The organism is Variovorax beijingensis (assembly GCF_003951285.1).
GTDB lineage: Bacteria > Pseudomonadota > Gammaproteobacteria > Burkholderiales > Burkholderiaceae_C > Variovorax > Variovorax beijingensis.
This window is the reverse complement of record NZ_RXFQ01000019.1, coordinates 1-15,978: the sequence shown is the minus strand read 5'-3', so window position 1 is coordinate 15,978 and position 15,978 is coordinate 1. Positions and strand designations below refer to the sequence as shown.

The 15,978-nt window shown below is 66.8% G+C and carries 18 protein-coding genes; 2 read left to right on the top strand and 16 right to left on the bottom strand.

Features of this window, described 5'->3' with window-relative positions:
• The 3 genes from EJO66_RS25960 to EJO66_RS25950 all read right to left on the bottom strand — a co-directional run bounded on the left by EJO66_RS25960 (position 1) and on the right by EJO66_RS25950 (position 2,900).
• Positions 1 to 696 carry a TerC family protein gene (locus tag EJO66_RS25960; RefSeq protein ID WP_125966546.1) on the bottom strand — a complete coding sequence of 232 codons (696 nt, stop codon included), beginning with the start codon at positions 694 to 696 and terminating at the stop codon, positions 1 to 3.
• Between the two features lie 151 nt (positions 697 to 847).
• Positions 848 to 2,239 carry a sensor histidine kinase gene (locus EJO66_RS25955; RefSeq protein WP_125966545.1) on the bottom strand — a complete coding sequence of 464 codons (1,392 nt, stop codon included), beginning with the start codon at positions 2,237 to 2,239 and terminating at the stop codon, positions 848 to 850.
• Complete coding sequence (locus tag EJO66_RS25950) at positions 2,226 to 2,900, bottom strand: response regulator (RefSeq protein ID WP_124961021.1); 675 nt, start codon at positions 2,898 to 2,900, stop codon at positions 2,226 to 2,228. Before EJO66_RS25950 ends, EJO66_RS25955 begins: the two co-directional genes overlap by 14 nt.
• A gap of 232 nt (positions 2,901 to 3,132) precedes the next feature.
• Between EJO66_RS25950 and EJO66_RS25945 the strand changes: the two genes are divergently transcribed.
• A complete protein-coding gene (locus tag EJO66_RS25945) occupies positions 3,133 to 3,378 on the top strand; it encodes a hypothetical protein (protein ID WP_240648783.1) in 246 nt (81 codons plus the stop codon).
• Here EJO66_RS25945 and EJO66_RS25940 read toward each other — a convergent pair.
• The 9 genes from EJO66_RS25940 to EJO66_RS25900 all read right to left on the bottom strand — a co-directional run bounded on the left by EJO66_RS25940 (position 3,352) and on the right by EJO66_RS25900 (position 12,371).
• Positions 3,352 to 3,735: an ADP-ribosylglycohydrolase family protein gene (locus tag EJO66_RS25940; RefSeq protein ID WP_420856703.1), complete on the bottom strand. Its 384-nt coding sequence runs from the start codon at positions 3,733 to 3,735 to the stop codon at positions 3,352 to 3,354. The genes EJO66_RS25945 and EJO66_RS25940 overlap by 27 nt on opposite strands.
• Entirely contained in the window at positions 3,732 to 4,808 is a 1,077-nt protein-coding gene (locus EJO66_RS25935) for an NUDIX domain-containing protein (protein ID WP_125966544.1), read from the bottom strand. Before EJO66_RS25935 ends, EJO66_RS25940 begins: the two co-directional genes overlap by 4 nt.
• A 10-nt stretch (positions 4,809 to 4,818) precedes the next feature.
• A complete protein-coding gene (locus EJO66_RS25930) occupies positions 4,819 to 6,519 on the bottom strand; it encodes an NAD+ synthase (protein ID WP_125966543.1) in 1,701 nt (566 codons plus the stop codon).
• A gap of 5 nt (positions 6,520 to 6,524) precedes the next feature.
• Positions 6,525 to 7,712 (bottom strand): nicotinate phosphoribosyltransferase, encoded by a 1,188-nt coding sequence (gene pncB / locus EJO66_RS25925; protein ID WP_125966542.1) that lies wholly within the window; start codon positions 7,710 to 7,712, stop codon positions 6,525 to 6,527.
• A 25-nt stretch (positions 7,713 to 7,737) separates the two neighbouring features.
• Entirely contained in the window at positions 7,738 to 8,601 is an 864-nt protein-coding gene (locus tag EJO66_RS25920) for a cysteine hydrolase family protein (protein WP_125966541.1), read from the bottom strand.
• A gap of 70 nt (positions 8,602 to 8,671) precedes the next feature.
• Positions 8,672 to 9,415, bottom strand: a complete 744-nt coding sequence (locus EJO66_RS25915; RefSeq protein WP_125966540.1) for an NUDIX hydrolase — start codon at positions 9,413 to 9,415, stop codon at positions 8,672 to 8,674.
• Between the two features lie 98 nt (positions 9,416 to 9,513).
• Positions 9,514 to 10,941 (bottom strand): carotenoid oxygenase family protein, encoded by a 1,428-nt coding sequence (locus tag EJO66_RS25910; RefSeq protein WP_125966539.1) that lies wholly within the window; start codon positions 10,939 to 10,941, stop codon positions 9,514 to 9,516.
• Positions 10,942 to 10,962: 21 nt separating this feature from the next.
• On the bottom strand, positions 10,963 to 12,003 hold the full coding sequence (locus EJO66_RS25905; protein ID WP_125966538.1) for a MerR family transcriptional regulator: 1,041 nt from the start codon (positions 12,001 to 12,003) through the stop codon (positions 10,963 to 10,965).
• Positions 12,004 to 12,068: 65 nt separating this feature from the next.
• The gene (locus EJO66_RS25900) at positions 12,069 to 12,371 is read right to left on the bottom strand and encodes a hypothetical protein (RefSeq protein WP_124961039.1); all 303 of its coding nucleotides are present in this window, start codon (positions 12,369 to 12,371) and stop codon (positions 12,069 to 12,071) included.
• A gap of 73 nt (positions 12,372 to 12,444) precedes the next feature.
• Here EJO66_RS25900 and EJO66_RS25895 point away from each other — a divergent pair, with 73 nt between their 5' ends.
• Positions 12,445 to 13,332 carry a LysR family transcriptional regulator gene (locus EJO66_RS25895; RefSeq protein WP_125966537.1) on the top strand — a complete coding sequence of 296 codons (888 nt, stop codon included), beginning with the start codon at positions 12,445 to 12,447 and terminating at the stop codon, positions 13,330 to 13,332.
• 210 nt (positions 13,333 to 13,542) lie between these two features.
• Here EJO66_RS25895 and EJO66_RS25885 read toward each other — a convergent pair whose 3' ends face one another.
• From EJO66_RS25885 to EJO66_RS25870, 4 genes are all read right to left on the bottom strand, one after another.
• A complete protein-coding gene (locus EJO66_RS25885; protein ID WP_124961041.1) occupies positions 13,543 to 13,803 on the bottom strand; it encodes a ribbon-helix-helix domain-containing protein in 261 nt (86 codons plus the stop codon).
• Between the two features lie 34 nt (positions 13,804 to 13,837).
• Entirely contained in the window at positions 13,838 to 14,311 is a 474-nt protein-coding gene (locus tag EJO66_RS25880) for a hypothetical protein (protein ID WP_125966536.1), read from the bottom strand.
• A 232-nt stretch (positions 14,312 to 14,543) separates the two neighbouring features.
• On the bottom strand, positions 14,544 to 14,783 hold the full coding sequence (locus tag EJO66_RS25875; RefSeq protein WP_124961043.1) for a hypothetical protein: 240 nt from the start codon (positions 14,781 to 14,783) through the stop codon (positions 14,544 to 14,546).
• 92 nt (positions 14,784 to 14,875) lie between these two features.
• The gene (locus EJO66_RS25870; RefSeq protein ID WP_125966535.1) at positions 14,876 to 15,784 is read right to left on the bottom strand and encodes a beta-1,6-N-acetylglucosaminyltransferase; all 909 of its coding nucleotides are present in this window, start codon (positions 15,782 to 15,784) and stop codon (positions 14,876 to 14,878) included.
• Positions 15,785 to 15,978: the final 194 nt, after the last annotated feature.

The window sequence follows — 15,978 nt, the reverse complement described above, 5'->3', positions numbered from 1 at the left end:
TCAGGCCGACTGGTTGGCGGGTTCCGGCTGTTGTTGGCGGCTGGTCAGCCACTTGCCGATCAACACGACGGAGACGGCGCCGATTGCGGGAACCACGTTGTGCACGGTGTGATGGTTGCCGGCCCATCCGGCAATGGACGGATCCGACATCGCCATTTCGCCGGCCACCCAGCCGAGCAGGCCGGCGCCGAGCGTGATGATGATCGGGAAGCGGTCCATCAGCTTGAGGATCAGGGTGCTGCCGAAGATGATCAGCGGAATGCTGATCACGAGGCCGAACACCAGCAGCGGCACGTTGCCCTTGGCCGCGGCTGCGACGCCGACGACGTTGTCCAGGCTCATGACCAGGTCGGCGACCACGATGGTCTTGATGGCCGCGGCCAGGCTCGAATGGCCCTCCAGGTTCTCCTCGCCGTCGTCGCCCTTGAGCAGGCCGACGCCGATCCAGAACAGCAGCGCGGCTCCCACCAGCTTGAGGTACGGCAGCGTCAGCAGGTAGACCGCAAAGAAGGTCAGCACCACGCGCAGCACGATGGCGCCCATGCTGCCGAACAGGATCGCCTTCTTCTGCTGCGCGGGCGGCAGCGAGCGCGAGGCCATCGCGATGACGACGGCGTTGTCGCCGCTCAGGACGATGTTGATCAGGATGATCTGCGACAGGGCAATCCAGAAATCCGGACTGGTCAAAAACGACATGGGGGTTGTCTCCTCGAAGTGGACGCGGAACCACGGCGGTTCCGGCGTGTTCGAGGCTACGGACCTGCGCTGTCACCTTTCTGCCGGCTGGCTGTCAGCCAGATATCCGCCAGCTGTCAGCCAGCTTACAGAGGCGCCCGAGCGGCGCTGCTCAGGCCTTGCGCAGCGGAAAGAAGACGCTGAAGGTGTTGCCCACGCCGTCGATGTCTTCCTCCAGCGTGATGCGCGCGCCGTGCAGCGTGGCGATCTCGCTGACGATCGCCAGGCCCAGGCCGCTGCCGTCCTCCTGCGTGCCGAGCAGGCGGTGGAAGCGCTCGAAGATGCGCGCACGCTCCTCCACCGGCACGCTCGGGCCGTCGTCGCTGATGGCCAGGCGGCACTGGTCGTTGTCGCTCTGGCCCACCTGCACGGTCACGCGGCCGCCCGGCTGGCTGTAGCGCACCGCGTTGTCGATCAGGTTGTTGATGAGCTCGCGCAGCCGGTCGCGGTCGGCGTTGATCACCAGCGGATGCTCGGCGCCTTCGAAGCCCAGGTCGATGTCGCGCTTGAGGGCCTGCGGCACCCAGTCCATGCTGACCTCCAGCGCATAGGCATTCAGGTCGAGCGGCTGCAGCTGCATGGCGTCGAGCGCGCCGGGCTCGTTGCGCGCGAGCGAAAGCAGCTGGCGCACCAGCCGCGAGAGCCGGTCGGCGCTGATGTAGAGCTGCGCGAGCGAATGGCGCACGCGCTCGGCATCGTTCTCCCGCAGTGCCAGTTCGATCTGCGCCTTCAGGCCGCTCACCGGTGTCTTCAGCTGGTGCGCGGCGTCGGCCACGAAGCGGTTCTGGAAATCGAAGGTGCGCCCGAGCCGCGCCATCAGCTCGTTGACCTCGTCCACCAGCGGCCGCACCTCGCCGGGCACGTCGTGGATGTCGATCGGGCTCAGGTCCAGGTGCGAGCGGTCCGACACCGCGCGCCGCAGCCGCTGCAGCGGCTCGAGCCCGCGCGAGATGCCGAACCAGACCACCGCCGTGGCCATCACGATCAGCAGCAGCTGCGGCACCACCACGTTGGCCAGCATCTCCCAGGCCAGGCGCGTGCGCTTGTGCAAGGTTTCGGCGACCTGCACCAGCACCATCGGCGCCTCGGGGTTGCCGCCGATGGGCATCGAGGCCACCAGCATCCGCACCGGCTCGCCGCGCAGCGTGTCGCGGTAGAAGCGCGGCCTGGCGGGGTCGCCCGCGCGCGGCGGCGGCATTTCCGCATCGCCGCCCAGTGCCTTGCCGTCCTCGCTGGCCACGCGGTAGAAGAGCAGGTCGTCCTGGTCGAGCAGCAGGATGTTGCGCGCGGCCTCGGACAGGTCGAGCCGCGGCTGCAGGCCCTCGAGCTTCACGTGCAGCACGATCTCGCGCCCGATCTCGTACAGCGCGCGGTCGTAGGCGAGGTTGGAGAAACGCAGCGAGTTCCAGTAGGCCGCGCCGGTGTCCAGCACCAGCAGCACCGCGAGCGGACCGAGCAGCCAGGCCAGCAGCTTGCGCTGCAGCCTGGGCTCAGGTTTGCGCATCGCCGCGGTCCATCAGGTAGCCCATGCCGCGCACGGTGCGGATCTCGCACCCGAGCGGTTCGAGCTTCTTGCGCAGCCGGTAGACGTTGACCTCGATCGCGTTGTCGCCGACCTCGTCGCCCCATCCGTAGAGATGGTTGACCATCTGCTCCTTGCCCACCACGCGCCCCTCTCGCATCATCAGCAGCTCCAGCACGGCGAGCTCGCGCGGCGACAGGTCGAGCGGCTTCTTGTCGTAGAACACGCGCCGTCCCACCGTGTCGAAGCACAGCAGGCCGTGCTCGAGGTACGGCGTGGAGTTGGTACTGCGGCGCAGCAGCGCGCGCACGCGTGCTTCGAGCTCCGGCAGGTCGAAGGGCTTGGCCAGGTAGTCGTCGGCGCCCAGGTCGAGTCCGCGCACGCGGTCCTGCAGGGTGTCGAAGGCGGTCAGCATCAGCACCGGCATGGTGGACTTGCGCGCGCGCAGCCGCCGCAGCACGTCCAGCCCGCTCAGCTTGGGCAGCCCGATGTCCAGGATCGCCAGGTCGTAGATGCCGAGCGCGAGCGCATGGTCGGCCTCTTCGCCGGTGGAGACGATGTCCACCGCGTGGGCGGACTGCACCAGCGCGCGCGAGAGCGCGTCGGCCAGCACCTTGTCGTCTTCCACCAGCAGTATCCGCATTGATTCTCGCCCCGGCCGTATGCAGCCGAATATGCTAACCGCAATGCCCGGGCGAGACGGATGGTGCCACTCAGGATGAACGGTCAACATGAGGACCTGCGCGCGGAGTGGGCTGCGGACGCCTCACTGTCGCCCCTGACTCGGTGCTTGGCGACCTGGCTTACGCCGCATGTCGTAGCAAACTCTTTTTCTTTCTTGTCGGCTTTGTTCGCCGACCCAGAAGTACCAGAACGTGGCCAAGCGTACCGGCGTCGAGAAGCTGACCCCGGCTCGTGCCCTCATCGCCGAACTGGTGCGCCGCTACTGGGTGCTCGGCATGGAGTGCAGCCTGCTGGAGATTCAGAAGCTGGCGTGGTTTCTTGAGCGCAGCATCGAGCGCGCGGGCCAGAAGCCGCTGGATTTGCGCTTCGTATCGCACAAGTATGGCCCCTACGCTGATCGGCTTCGCCATCTATTGGGTAGGCCGCGATGGGCTTGAACCATCGACCAACGGATTATGAGTCCGAATGTAGCGGTCCAGCGCCGTGGCCACCGTGATGCCGATGTCGAAGCATTCGCCGTTGCTGCTCAGGTGGCCGACGCTGCGCCAGTTGCAGTAGCGGTTCATCTGGTCGACGGCATCGAAGCCGCGCCGCCAGACGAGACTGGTCGCCAGGCACAGCGCCATGGAGGTGTCGTCGGTCCACTCGCCCGGCTGCAGCCTGAAAGGGCCGCCGCCAGCCATGCCCGTGACGGGCTCGAAGGTTCCGCGCGGCATGAACTCGACGGTCGTGCCCACCGCATCGCCGCAGGCGAGCCCGAGCAGGCAGCCGCGGTATCGCTCCCGGTCGTTCATGCGGCGCCGCCTTGCGCGCCATCCGCCGTCAACCCGAAGAAGAAATCGAGGATGTGGAAGTGGTCGTCATGGAACTGGTCCTCCATGCCGGCCAGTTGATCGATGGACACCCACCGGGCTTCCGAGGCATCGTCGCCGGCGGTCAGCTCGGGCGGGCGGCGCGGGCCCAGGTCGAACCAGTGCGCGTGGGTGATGACGCGGCCGCGCTGGCTGCGGTCGGGATGGTCGAACACCTGCACCGCCTTGAAGGCGGCTTCGATGTCGCTGTCCAGGAGGCGCAGGCCGGTTTCCTCTTCCAGTTCGCGCAGGGCCGATTGCCACACGGTCTCGCGCGGCTCGAGAAAGCCGCCCGGCACTGCGAACAGGCCCTTGCCGGGCGAGCGGCCGCGCCGGATCAGCAGCACCTGGCGCCCGCATTGGACGACCGCATCGACCGTGACGAAGACCGGCGGGTACGGCGAGCCGGACCACAGCGCCTTCTCGCGGCGCAGGCTCTCCCATTCCTGTGCCAGCACCGCATAGGGCGGCAGGCTGGCCCAGGCGCGCAGGAACTGCAGCGTGCTCTCCGGCGCCTGGCCGACGAGGGCGGCCAGGACCGGCTCCAGCGAGCCGTCACGGGCCGCCCCGAAATAGGCGTCGCGCAGCGCGCTCGCATGGATGTCGCCGCGGCGCCCGGCGTCGTCGAGCGCCCAGCCGGGAAAGTCGCGCAGGTAGCTGCTGGTCGCATCCTTCAGGTGCCCCACCAGCACCACCGACGGCTGGCCGGGGTGCAGCCGGGCCAGGCCCTGCTTCACCGCCGCGACCCACTGCGCAGAGTTGTAATGGTCGCGCACCGGCAGGAACTCCAGCCGCTGGCGGTCCGCTTCCGGCAGCGCGACGCGGATCATCTCGGCGCGCTCCTGCCAGGTGAAGGGATTGCGCGGCGTGCGCGCCTGGAAGGCCGATCCGAGCACCACCACGCACTCGGGCGCGGCCGCCAGCGCGCGGCGCAGCAGCGCCAGCTGGGCATTGTGGAAGATCTGGAAGCGTCCGATGTAGACGGCGACATCGGGCGCCTTGTTCGTGCTTGTCATGTCGTTGTCCTCAGTTCCAGCGGGCAGCGATCGGCATCTGGCGGCCGGAGCCGAATGCCCGCGGCCTGACCCGGACGATGGGCGGCGACTGGCGCCGCTTGTACTCGTTGCGCGCGACCATGCCGCGGATGCGCTCGACCAGCGCCTCGCCCTCGGGCGTCGCGCGCAGCCGGTCGACGAAGCTGCGCGCCTGCGCGTACTCCTCCGCCCCCAGCCGCTCGCCTTCGATCAGCAGCTTGAGGACTTCGTCGAGCACTTCATAGGGCGGCAGGCTGTCGGCGTCCTTCTGCCCCGGCGCAAGCTCGGCGGAGGGTTCCTTGTCGAGGATGGCCTGCGGGATGAGCTCGCGTCCGGCCTGTGCGTTCAAGTGCCGCGACAGCGCGAACACCTCGGTCTTGTAGAGGTCGCCGATCAGGCCCAGGCCGCCGTTGGTGTCGCCATACAGCGTGCAGTAGCCGACCGAGATCTCGGACTTGTTGCCCGTGGTCAGCAGCAGGTGCCCGAAGCTGTTGGAGTAGCCCATGAGGATCGTGCCGCGCACGCGCGCCTGCAGGTTCTCGAGTGCCACGCCCTCGAGGCCTTGGCCGAAGGCCGTCTCGAAGCCTTGCTCGAACTGCGAGACGATGCCCGCGATGGCATGCGCCTTGAGCGGCACGCCGAGCTTGCGGCACAGGGTTTCGGAATCGCCCACCGATCCCGCCGAGGAGAAGCGCGACGGCATGGTGATGGCGACGACGTTCTGCGCACCCAGCGCCTCGACCGCCAGCGCGAGCGTCAGCGCCGAATCGATGCCGCCGGACGAGCCGACCACCGCCTGCCGGAAGCCGCAGCGCCGCGCATAGTCGCGCAGGCCCAGCACGATCTGCTGGCGGTAGAACTCCAGCGTCGGCAGGCCTTGCGGCGGCACGGGCGGCGGTGCCTCGCCGGCCGGCGTGAGAAAGCGGCCGCCCTCGAAGCGCAAGGTGCCCACGTCCTCCGCGAAGCGGCGCGCCTCGTACACCACGCCGGCCTGCGGCTCGACGGCGAACGAGGCCCCGTCATACACCAGCTGGTCGTGGCCGCCCACCTGGTTGACGTAGAGGATGGGCAGCCCGTTGCGGCGGCTGGCCGCACCGAAGATGCGGCGCCGCTGCTCGCGCTTGCCGATGTTCGACGGACTCGCGTTGACCGACACCACGAGGTCGGGCGCGGCGTCGCGCATGCGGTCGAAAGGATTGACGAGGTAGTCCTGGCCCTCGTCGTTCCAGCCGTCCTCGCAGATCAGGAATCCCACGCGCGTGTTGCGGATGCGCAGCACGCGCGCCACGTCGGGGCCCGGCTCGAAGTGCCGGCGCTCGTCGAAGACGTTGTAGGTCGGCAGCAGCTGCTTGGCATATTCGAGCCGCACCTCTCCCGCGCAAATGACGCGCAGCACGTTGCGAAGCTTCTTGCCCGCGCCTTCGCGCCGCGCCGGCAGGCCGACCGCCCAGTGCAGTGCCGGCATCTCGCGCGAGGCCGAGAGCAGCTGCCCGAACGCATCCTCCACGCGGTCCATGAAGCCATCTTCCTCCAGCAGGTCGGCCGGGTAGTAGGCGCTGAGCGACAGCTCCGAGAAGACCACCAGGTCGGCCTGCTCGGCCGAGGCCCGGCGCGCGGCCTCGATCATCCGCGCGGCGTTGCCGGCCAGGTCGCCGATGGTGGGATTGAGCTGGGCAATGGTGATGCGGAGCATGGCGTTCAACCCTCGATATGGAAGACCTGACGCAGGTAGGCCAGGAAGGTCCGGTCTTCGCACAGCGTCTTGCCCGGGCTGTCCGACAGCTTGGCCACCGGCTGGCCGTTGCAGCCTGTGAGCTTCATCACGATGTTCAGCGGCGTGAGGCCGACGTCGTTGCTCAGGTGGGTGCCGATGCCGAAGCCGGTTTGCGTGCGATCGGCGAAGGTCCGGTACAGCCCGATGGCCTTTGGCAGGTCGAGCCCGTCGGAGAACACCAGCCGCTTGGTGTGCGCATCGATGCGCAGCCTGGCATAGTGCGCCAGCGCCTTTTCGCCCCAGGCGACCGGATCGCCCGAATCGTGGCGAAGGCCGTCGAAGAGCTTGGCGAAGTACAGGTCGAAATCGGCCAGGAAGGCATCCATGCCGACCACGTCGGTCAGTGCCACGCCCAGGTCGCCGCGGTATTCCTGCACCCAGCCCTCCAGCGCGGCGTTCTGGAAGTCGCGCAGCCGCACGCCGAGCGCCTGGTAGGTCTGCAGGTACTCGTGCGCCATCGTGCCGATGGGCACCAGCTCCAGCTCCTTGGCCAGCAGCACGTTGGAGGTGCCCTTGAAATACATCGGCACTTCGCGCTTGAGCGTGCCGACCATTTCGCGCTGCCAGTCGCGGGAGAAGCGGCGGCGCACGCCGAAGTCGAAGAACTCGAAGGGATGCCGCGCCGCCGGCTCTTCCGCAAAACCGCGCAGCAGTTCGATCTTGGCCTGCAGGCGCCGGCGGCCCTCGGCCAGCGCGGCCTCTGCATCGAAGCGGCGGAAGTACAGCTCGTTGACGATCGCGAGCACGAAGATCTCGAACGCCATGGTGTGCACCTGCGGGCCGACCGCCCGGATGCGCAGCGCATCGCCGTCGGCCGCGGCGGTGATGAATTCGCGCTGGAAGCTGAAGATGCGCAGGAAGTCGACGAAGTCGCTCTTGATGTAGCGCAGGCCGCGCAGGTAGGCGAGTTCGCCGGGCGCGAAGCGCAGCGAGCACAGATGGTCGAGCTGCGCGTTGACGTCCGCCAGCAGCTCGGCCAGCGGATAGGCCGGCTGGTTGCGGCACACGAAGCTGTACTCGGCCTGCGTCTGCGGATGGCTGTGCAGCATCGCCTGCCACATCGTGAACTTGTAAAGGTCGGTGTCCAGCAGGCTCTGGATGATCGGTTGCATGGTGTGCTCCTTGGACCGGTTGGCGTCAGGCGTTGGCCGCCAGCAGTGCGAGCACATCGGCGCTGGTGCGAAGCTGCACGCCGCGTGCGGCCATGTCGTTCAGGAAGGCCCGGTGCTGGGCCTCGAAGCCGGTCACCGGGCTCATGCAGTCGGTGACCAGCACCAGCTTTTCGGGCCTGCCCGACGGCAGGTGGGCGGCGATGTGCTCGGTGGTGGCCTTCACGCAATGGCTGCTGGCTTCGCCGGCAATCACGACCAGGTCGGCGCGGTCGAGCGACGCGACCAGCCGCATGTTGAGCGCGGTGCCGGGATCGTCCGCATCCGGCACCTCGGCCTGGACGGCGCTGTAGTGCTCGGTCCAGGGATTGCTGCCCTTGGCGACCTTTTCCACCAGGCCGGCCTGCGCGTCTTCCCAGGCGTTGTAGGCCGCCTTGACGGCGGCATGCACGTTGTGGCCCCAGCTGCCGATCTCGCAGTGCACCGGCCACACCATCAGCGTGTAGCGGCCCCTGCGCTCGAGTTCGTCGAGGTAGGCCAGCGCGCGCGGCAGGGCCGCGGCGTCGCGGGGCCGGTAGTCGCCGGCGCGAACCTGCGCCGCCGTGATCGCGGTGAAGGGCGCCACGGCGCCGCCGCCGCGCGCCTGCCAGAACGTGGGATGCGCGATGTCGAACCTGTGGTGCGAATCCAGCGTGACCGTGATGCCGGCGATGCCGCCCGCCCCTTCGCGGATGAGGCCGGCCAGCCTCAGCATGTCGGCGTGGGCACCGGCCACCGGCAGTGCCGGCTGCAGCGGCGCGTGCGTGGCGGCATCGGTGCCGAGCCAGTCGGCCGGCAGGTCGCAGAAGTCGTTCTGCGGATCGATCACGAGGAGATGGATGTTCTGCTTCATGGCGGCGTCCTCTTTTTAGTTGTACTGTACAACTCTTGTTGGTTGTACTGTACAACCACGAAAGAAAAAGTCAAGCGTCCGGCGCCTCGGCATCCCGCGGGCTGAAGGTCCGGGGAAACAGGGCGGCCTGCGAGCGGTCGCGCAGCCGGTAGCCCATGGCCGGCCGCCCGGAGGCGCCCTCCACCGTGCCGGCTTCCTCCATGAAGGCGCCATCGAGCATCCGCTTGCGGAAGGCACTCTTGTCGACGGCGCGGCCGAGCACGACCTCGTAGGTGTGCTGCAGCTGCGGCAGCGTGAAGGGCTCGTTCAGGAGAAATGCCGGCAGCGAGGTGTATTCCACCTTGCTGCGCAGCCGCGCGATGGCGTTCGCCAGGAGCTCGGCATGGTCGAACGCCAGGCGCTTGCGGCCCGCGGCCGCGGCGTCCACCCATTCGACCTGGGCAGCGTTCTCGCCTTTTTCGAGCACCAGGTCCTGGGCCGGCATCAGCGCGAAGAAGGCATGCGTGGCCGACCAGCCGCGCGGATCGCGGTGCGCGCCGCCCCAGCTGCCCAGCTGTTCGAGATAGGGTGCGGCGACGCCGGTCTTCTCGCGCAGCTTGCGCAGCGCGCAGTCGAGCAGGCTGGCATCCCTGTCGACGTCGATGAATCCTCCAGGAAGCGCCCAGCGGCCCGGAAAGGGATCGTCGGGGCCGTTCGGTCGGCGTACCAGCATGACCTTCAGCGCATCTTCCAGCACGGTGAAGATGACCACGTCGACGGTGACCAGCGGCCTGGGAAAGTTCAGGCCGGCCGGCTTTTGGGGGGATGGCTTCAAGGCGCGAGTTCCTCTTGGTTTGGGTTGTACAGAACAACTCCGAAGAAAGGAATATAGCGATCGCGGCCGCGAAGTTTCCAGCGCCTGCCGGCCAGGCGCTACAAGCCAGGTCGCCAGGTCCCGTGAAAGCCGAACGGCACACGGTGCGGCAAGCGGGCCACCGCGACAGGCCCCGCAGGCAGGTCCGTGGCATCGAGCACCAGCAGGTCGCTGCGCCTTTCATCTTCACGCCAGACCACGGCAAGCAGCCAGCCGTCGCCCTCGGCCGAGCCTTCATCGCGCGGCACGAACACCGGTTCGGACACGACGTCGCCGTTCGGTAGCGTGTACAGGCTGCGCTCGCCGGTGTCGAAGTCGAATCGGGCCAGGCTGTCGTAGAGCACGCTCTGCGTGTCATCCCGCGCCCGCGGCGTTGCATGGCAGGTGTAGAAGCCGCAGCGGTTGCGCCGCCCCGTGTAGCGCTCGTCGATGCGCGGAAACTCCGCCACCAGATCGTCGAGGTATTCACGCTGGAAGCCGCGGCTCTCGCCGGCCATGTCGAAGGTCCATCGGCACAGGCGCGCCGCCATGGCTGCGGGATCGCCGGCGCGGCCTTCGGCGTCGGGCAGTCCGGGCGCGGTGTCCGACTGCATCACGTAGGCCACGATGGTGTCGCCGTCGTCCCAGGCATTCATCACGTGGAACACATGGCAGGCATCGGTGTCGAACCAGCGCAATGTGTCGACTGCACTGCCACGGCGCATCACGCCGACATGGGTGCGCCTGGCGGCATCCCATGCCAGCAGCGGCTGGCCGCGCATGGCGCGTTCCACGCTGAGCGTCAGCGGCATCACGGGAAAGAGCACGTGTCCGCGCGTCACCATGAAGTCGTGCACCATGCTGGCATACGGCGCCGTGAACGACTGGAGTTGCGCGACCTCGCAGTGCCTGTCCATCACGCCGTAGAGCATGGTCGGCGAACAGGGGCCGTCGGGCGAGTACGCGAAGAAGTGCAGTTCGCCGCTCTCGGGGTCGACCTTCGGGTGCGCGGTGCAGCGCGAGGTCACGCGGTCGCCGAAGCTCTGGTGCCCCTTGGACGCCAGCGTGAGGGCGTCGAGCTCGAAAGGCTGGTGCGACTCTTCGAGGGCGAACAGGCGGCCGCCGTGCCACAGCATGCTGGTGTTGGCGGTGCCGCCGTTGCGGCCCTGCGCCAGCGGGTCGCTGGTGGCAGGGTTGCCGAAGGTGCCGAAGAGCGCGCGTCCGGCTTCATGTTCGAGCTGCCACTTCGGCGTGCGCGCCCAGCGGTTGCGGTACGACACCCTGCCCTTGCCGATGTGGAAGGCATGCACCATGCCGTCGCCGGAGAACCAGTGATAGCTGTCGTCGCGCGGTGCGTATTGCGGGCTGGGGCCGACCCGGTACAGGCTGCCCGACAGCCCGGGCGGCAGCGTGCCTTCGATGTCGAGCGCCGCGATGTCGTGCTCCTCGGTCAGCGGCGCGTAGTTGCCGGTAAAGAAATGAGGGCTCTTCTGTGCTTGTGCGTTCATGTGGTGCCTTTCCGGGTTCATTCAGGAGACCTGTGTGCCGTCCAGGCATGCCATCGCCTGCCCCACGTAGGCTGCCAGCGTCTCATCGATGCCCGAGCCGGACCGCAGAGCCGCGTCGTGGCGGAACGCCCGCTGCAGCTTCGCATGCAGCGACGCACTGCCGCCGGCCTTGGCCAGCGACAGCGCCTGCCAGCGCTGCGCCAGCGCGCGCATGGCCGCGCCATCGGCGGGGGCGCCCGCCGACATCTGTTGCCGAACCTCTGCAATGAGCGGCGGCCACGCGTCCGTCTGCGCAACGTAATGCTGGCGCAGCGTGGCCATCTCGCCGGCGCTGCAGTAGGGCGCATAGCGCTCGAGGCGCGCGAACGCCATCGCGTGCGAGATGTACCGGATGCCGGCGCGGTCCACGCCCGTCATCGCATGGAGCGACGGCTCGTTCCAGTGCATGGCGTAGATTTTCATCAGCAGGCCTTCGTCGCCCCCTGCTTCTTCGAGCAGCAGTGCGATCCAACGCTGCGCCAGGGCCTGCGCCTGCGGGCTCTCGGGCGATGCACCGGTTGCGACCAGGCTGTGCAGCCAGGTCGTCAGCTCTGCGCGCTCGGGCGCCGTCGCATCGGCGAAACCACTGCGTTGCGTGGAGAGCGCGCGCTGTTCGTCGTCGCTGAAGTACTTCGCACCGGCGACCATGCTCTCGAGTGCCAGCAGCCAGTCGTCGATGCCGGGCTCCTGGCTGGCCTGCAGCTGGCCCTGCAGTGCAAGCAGATGGGCGCGCAGCGCCGATGCCTGCAGGATTTCACGGTCGAGCTGCGCCACCTGCCGGGCCACGACTTCCGAAAGCCCGCCGGCCGCGTTGTCGAGCAGGCCTTGAATGTCTGCGAGCGACAAGTCGAGCCGCCGCAGCGCCTGGATGCGATAAAGCCGTGCCACGTCTTTCCGGCCGTACAGGCGATATCCGCCACTCGATCTTTCGGATGGCACCAGCAGTGCGATGTCGTCATAGTGGCGCAATGCGCGCACTGTCAGCCCGGCGCGCCGGGCAAGTTCACCGATCTTCAAGAACATGCCTTCCCTCTTCAGTTGAAGGCATCCTAGACCCTGCCGCTACGAGAGGGTCAAGCGCTTTGTCGCTATTTCATCCTTGCCAAGGTCCGGTCGCACCCGGCCTTGAGATGGAACAGGGCATCCGTCAGTTGCAGCGATGGATTCCGGACCCGCAAGGCCTCCACCGCCGCCTGGACGTCGACCTCGAAGCGCTTGATGAATTCGGGCGAGTCGTTCTCGGGAAGTCCCGCCATATAGGCGCAGTGCTCGGGATGGCGATAGAAGGCGCTCACGGCCGGGGGATCGGCTTGCCTCGATGCCGAGGAAGCATCCGCGAGCGTGGCGAGAGGAAGGAAGGCGCAAGCCACGATCAGCGGTTTCAGTGTCATCCGGCGATCCTAGGTCTGTGGCAGTATTTAGAACATGGCATACGCCAAATACGCCAAATCAGGAATCTGAATAATGGATCTCAAACTGCTCAGCATCTTCGACGAGGTCTACAAGACGCGCAGCGTCTCGCGGGCCGGCGAGAACCTCGGCATGCCGCAGTCGTCCATCAGCATCGCATTGGCGCGGCTGCGGCGGCACTTCGGCGATCCGCTCTTTGTCCGCACATCCGACGGCATGCAGCCGACGCCGCACACCACTTCATTGGTCGCGCCGGTCCGGCAGGCGCTGGAGTTGCTGCGCGCCGTGACGCGGCAGCAGGCGATCTTCGATCCGGCGAAGGCGCAGCGCTCCTTTCGCGTGTGCATGACCGGCATCACCCATCTCGTGCTGCTGCCCCAGCTCATGAACCGCCTGAGCGAGGTCGCCCCGTCGGTCCGGGTCGAGATCACGCACATCTCGTCGCGGACGCCCAAGATGCTGGAATCCGGGGATGCGGACCTGGCCGTGGGCTTCATGCCGGAACTGGAGGCGGGCTTCTACCAGCAGAAATTGTTCGATCAGCGCTTCGTCTGCGTCGTACGCAAGGACCATCCCCGGATTCATTCCCGCCTGACGCAAGGCATGTTCAGGCGAGAGAAGCATGTGGTGGTGTCGGCGGCAGGAGCCGGCAACGAGCTGGTCGAGCGCGAACTCGACCGGCTTGGCGTGCAGCGGAACATCAGCCTGCACCTTCCCGACTTCCTGGGCATCGGCGCACTGGTGGCACAGACGGATCTGATGATCACGGTGCCCGAGCGCGTGGCCGAGACCTTGCTGCGAATCGCCGAAGTGAAGTTGTTCAAGCCGCCCTTCACGCTGCCGGGATTCGCCATCAAGCAGCATTGGCACGAGCGGTATCAGCAGGACCCTTCCAACAAGTGGCTGAGGTCGGTCATTGCCGATCTCTTCCTGGAGCGTTAGCGCGGGAGCGCCGTCTGCAAAGCTCAGGCGTATGCGGATGGGCATAGCTCATGGAACCCGTGCCGGGATGGCGGCTGACGTGGCTGTAGGCATTTTTTAGTTCGTCGACGAAATCGAGTGCGGCACTTCCCGCACCTTCACTCGGGCAATAGACGATGGCGTCCTCAACGTCCTGGTTGGCCTGCTTTCGCGGGATGACCGCTTTCGCCTTCACCTGCCGCCGGCCCTGGCTGCCTTTTTGCCCGCATTGCGCACCTTCTCACGCAAACCGTCGAAGTAGGCTGCGTCTACCCCGGCGGCGGGCGCCGAGAGGCCTCCTTGGAGCAACAGACTGCGCAGCTGCAGCCGCTGCTGGTCCCGTCGGATGAGATCGCGCACGTACTCACTGCTTGTGCCGTAGCCGCGTTCGACCACTTGCTCATCCACGAACGACTTCATGGCTTCCGGAAGGGATACGTTCATGGTTCTCATGGAAGAAGTCCATTGCGTTTGGCAAACTCCCGGATCACGTGGCCGGCAGTTCGAGCCGCTCCCAGGGCTTGCAGGCCCACTCGTATTTTTCGCATGCGTACGACACCAGGATGCCGACGGCTTCCTCGGCGCTGACCGGCTCGGCCCCGCGGTAGTGCGCCCCAGGGGTGACCAGCTGGTGCTCCAGATGAAAGCCCTCGACGTCGGCAAACACCTGCATGTAGGTTCCGCCGCGCCGTTCAATGACCGCGAACGCGGTCGGCTCGCCCTGCAGCAACGGAATCCAGTGACGGATGTTGACTTCGTTCGCCGGCTCCGCCACGCCGAACTCGGGGCAATCCAGCATGGGCTCCTGGTATTCCGCGCCAATGTCGAAAAGAAGATGCTCCTGCGCGGTGGGCGCACCGTTCCTGAATATGGCGATCAGGAAGCAATCGCGGATGTCGAGGGGCACATGAACCAGCAATGCATCGTGCGCCTGCGAGCGGCGGGCAAAGACCTGTGCCAACGCCGGGGCTGTCCATGCTTTCAATTGCAGGGGCCCACGAAGGCTGTGCGCAAGCGCCACGGCGCTTTGCTTGACCGCGTCGCTTGCGGCGTGATCCTCGGTGCCTCCGTGGAGCAGGTCGATGTACTCGTGAATCTGAATGAGCCTCGAGGAAGGCGGCTTCGGTTTGCGAGAAAAGAACATCAGATGCAGTCCCTGTCACTGGTTGAGCGGTGGCCGGCGATGCGGTCAGCTACTGCAGCCATCGCAGATTGGCCCAGAACCTGTCACCAAACCGAGCGGCGCAGAAACCGCAGGCGGCGACGGCGAGCGCCACGAGCACGCATGCCCCGAAGATGCTCAGCGGCCACAGCCTGACGCACATGCCCAGGCCGACCACAAGGCCCAGCAGCGCCCCGCATGCAAATCGGATCTTCAGTTCGAAGGCATCGGCCTTTCTCCCGGTGAACGTGGATTGTGGTTCGATCCTCATGCGCTGCAACTCCTGTGGCTGTACGACCGCTCCCGGCCCGTATTCTGCCTTTAGGACCGACGAGGATCGTCGGGCCAAAGCGGCGCCCACGCCTACGCAGTCTCTTTGCCCGCTTGCGCGACCAGGTTGTGATTGCCGTTGCGGTCCAGCCTGTCGCACAGATCGCTGGAGATGCCGCTGCCGACCTTGCGCACGAACCACTTGCCCGACGCGACGATCTCCTCGTAGTCCGAGGTGTGGAACCAGCGCGACAGCGAGGGATCGATCAGGTGCAGGTTCGCCGCATCCCAGACGCCGCTTCCGCTGACGGGCTCCACGGTGTGCTGCAGCGGGGAGTTTGCGAGCAGCGTATGAAAGTAGATCTCGTCGGGCGCCTTGGAAAACCGAAGAAATCGCTTCACGGACGCTTCATGCGGATACGACACGAGGTAGCTCACCGCTTCAGGGGTCAGCGCCCACCATTGGGAACCGAAGTGCCACTGCGCAACGAGCGGGAACGACCGGCGCCCGAGCTTGCCGAGGAATTGCAGGAGGCCGCGCGACAGCCGCGCCAGGGTGAATTTCCGTCCGTCCACCGGGAGGTCCTCGTAGAACCAGAAGTGGCGAACCCGCTCATGCAGCTTGCGCGTGCTTGCCAGCGGAATCATCTTGATGAAGTTCGAGCCGGCATGCAGCTGCGAGAAGGTTCGGAATTCTTCCAGCGGACGCAAGGGATAGCAGTTGCCCGAAAGCAGCATGAAATGGCTCACCTGCGACACCTCGCATTCCGCGAGCGCGGTGCGCATGAGCCTCAGGGTGGCATCGACCTGGGAGATGGCGCCCCAGCGCACGTCGACACGGTCCTTCACGTAACTTGCGCGTGGATCGTCGATCCGGAACGCGGAAAGTTCGGCCTTGGCATCGACATGGACAATGCAGCGGCCGACCGGAACCAGCCGCCGCAGCAAGCGCTTTGCCTGCTGAGGATCCGCATGAACAAGCAACAGGAATACCGGGCTCATGTCACGATGGCAGTATGTCTCGTCGGCTGCTGCCTGACCTGGCGGATGGCCCTGGAGAGTTCTCTCAGGGCCGCAGCGGCCAAAACCTATCGTACGACAGGCGCCCCGTTTCCCGCATCGGATGGGTACCCAGATGGGCCGGCCCTTGGCCTGGCGGCACGCCCGCAGCGCCCACCCCGGGCGTCATGCCCGAT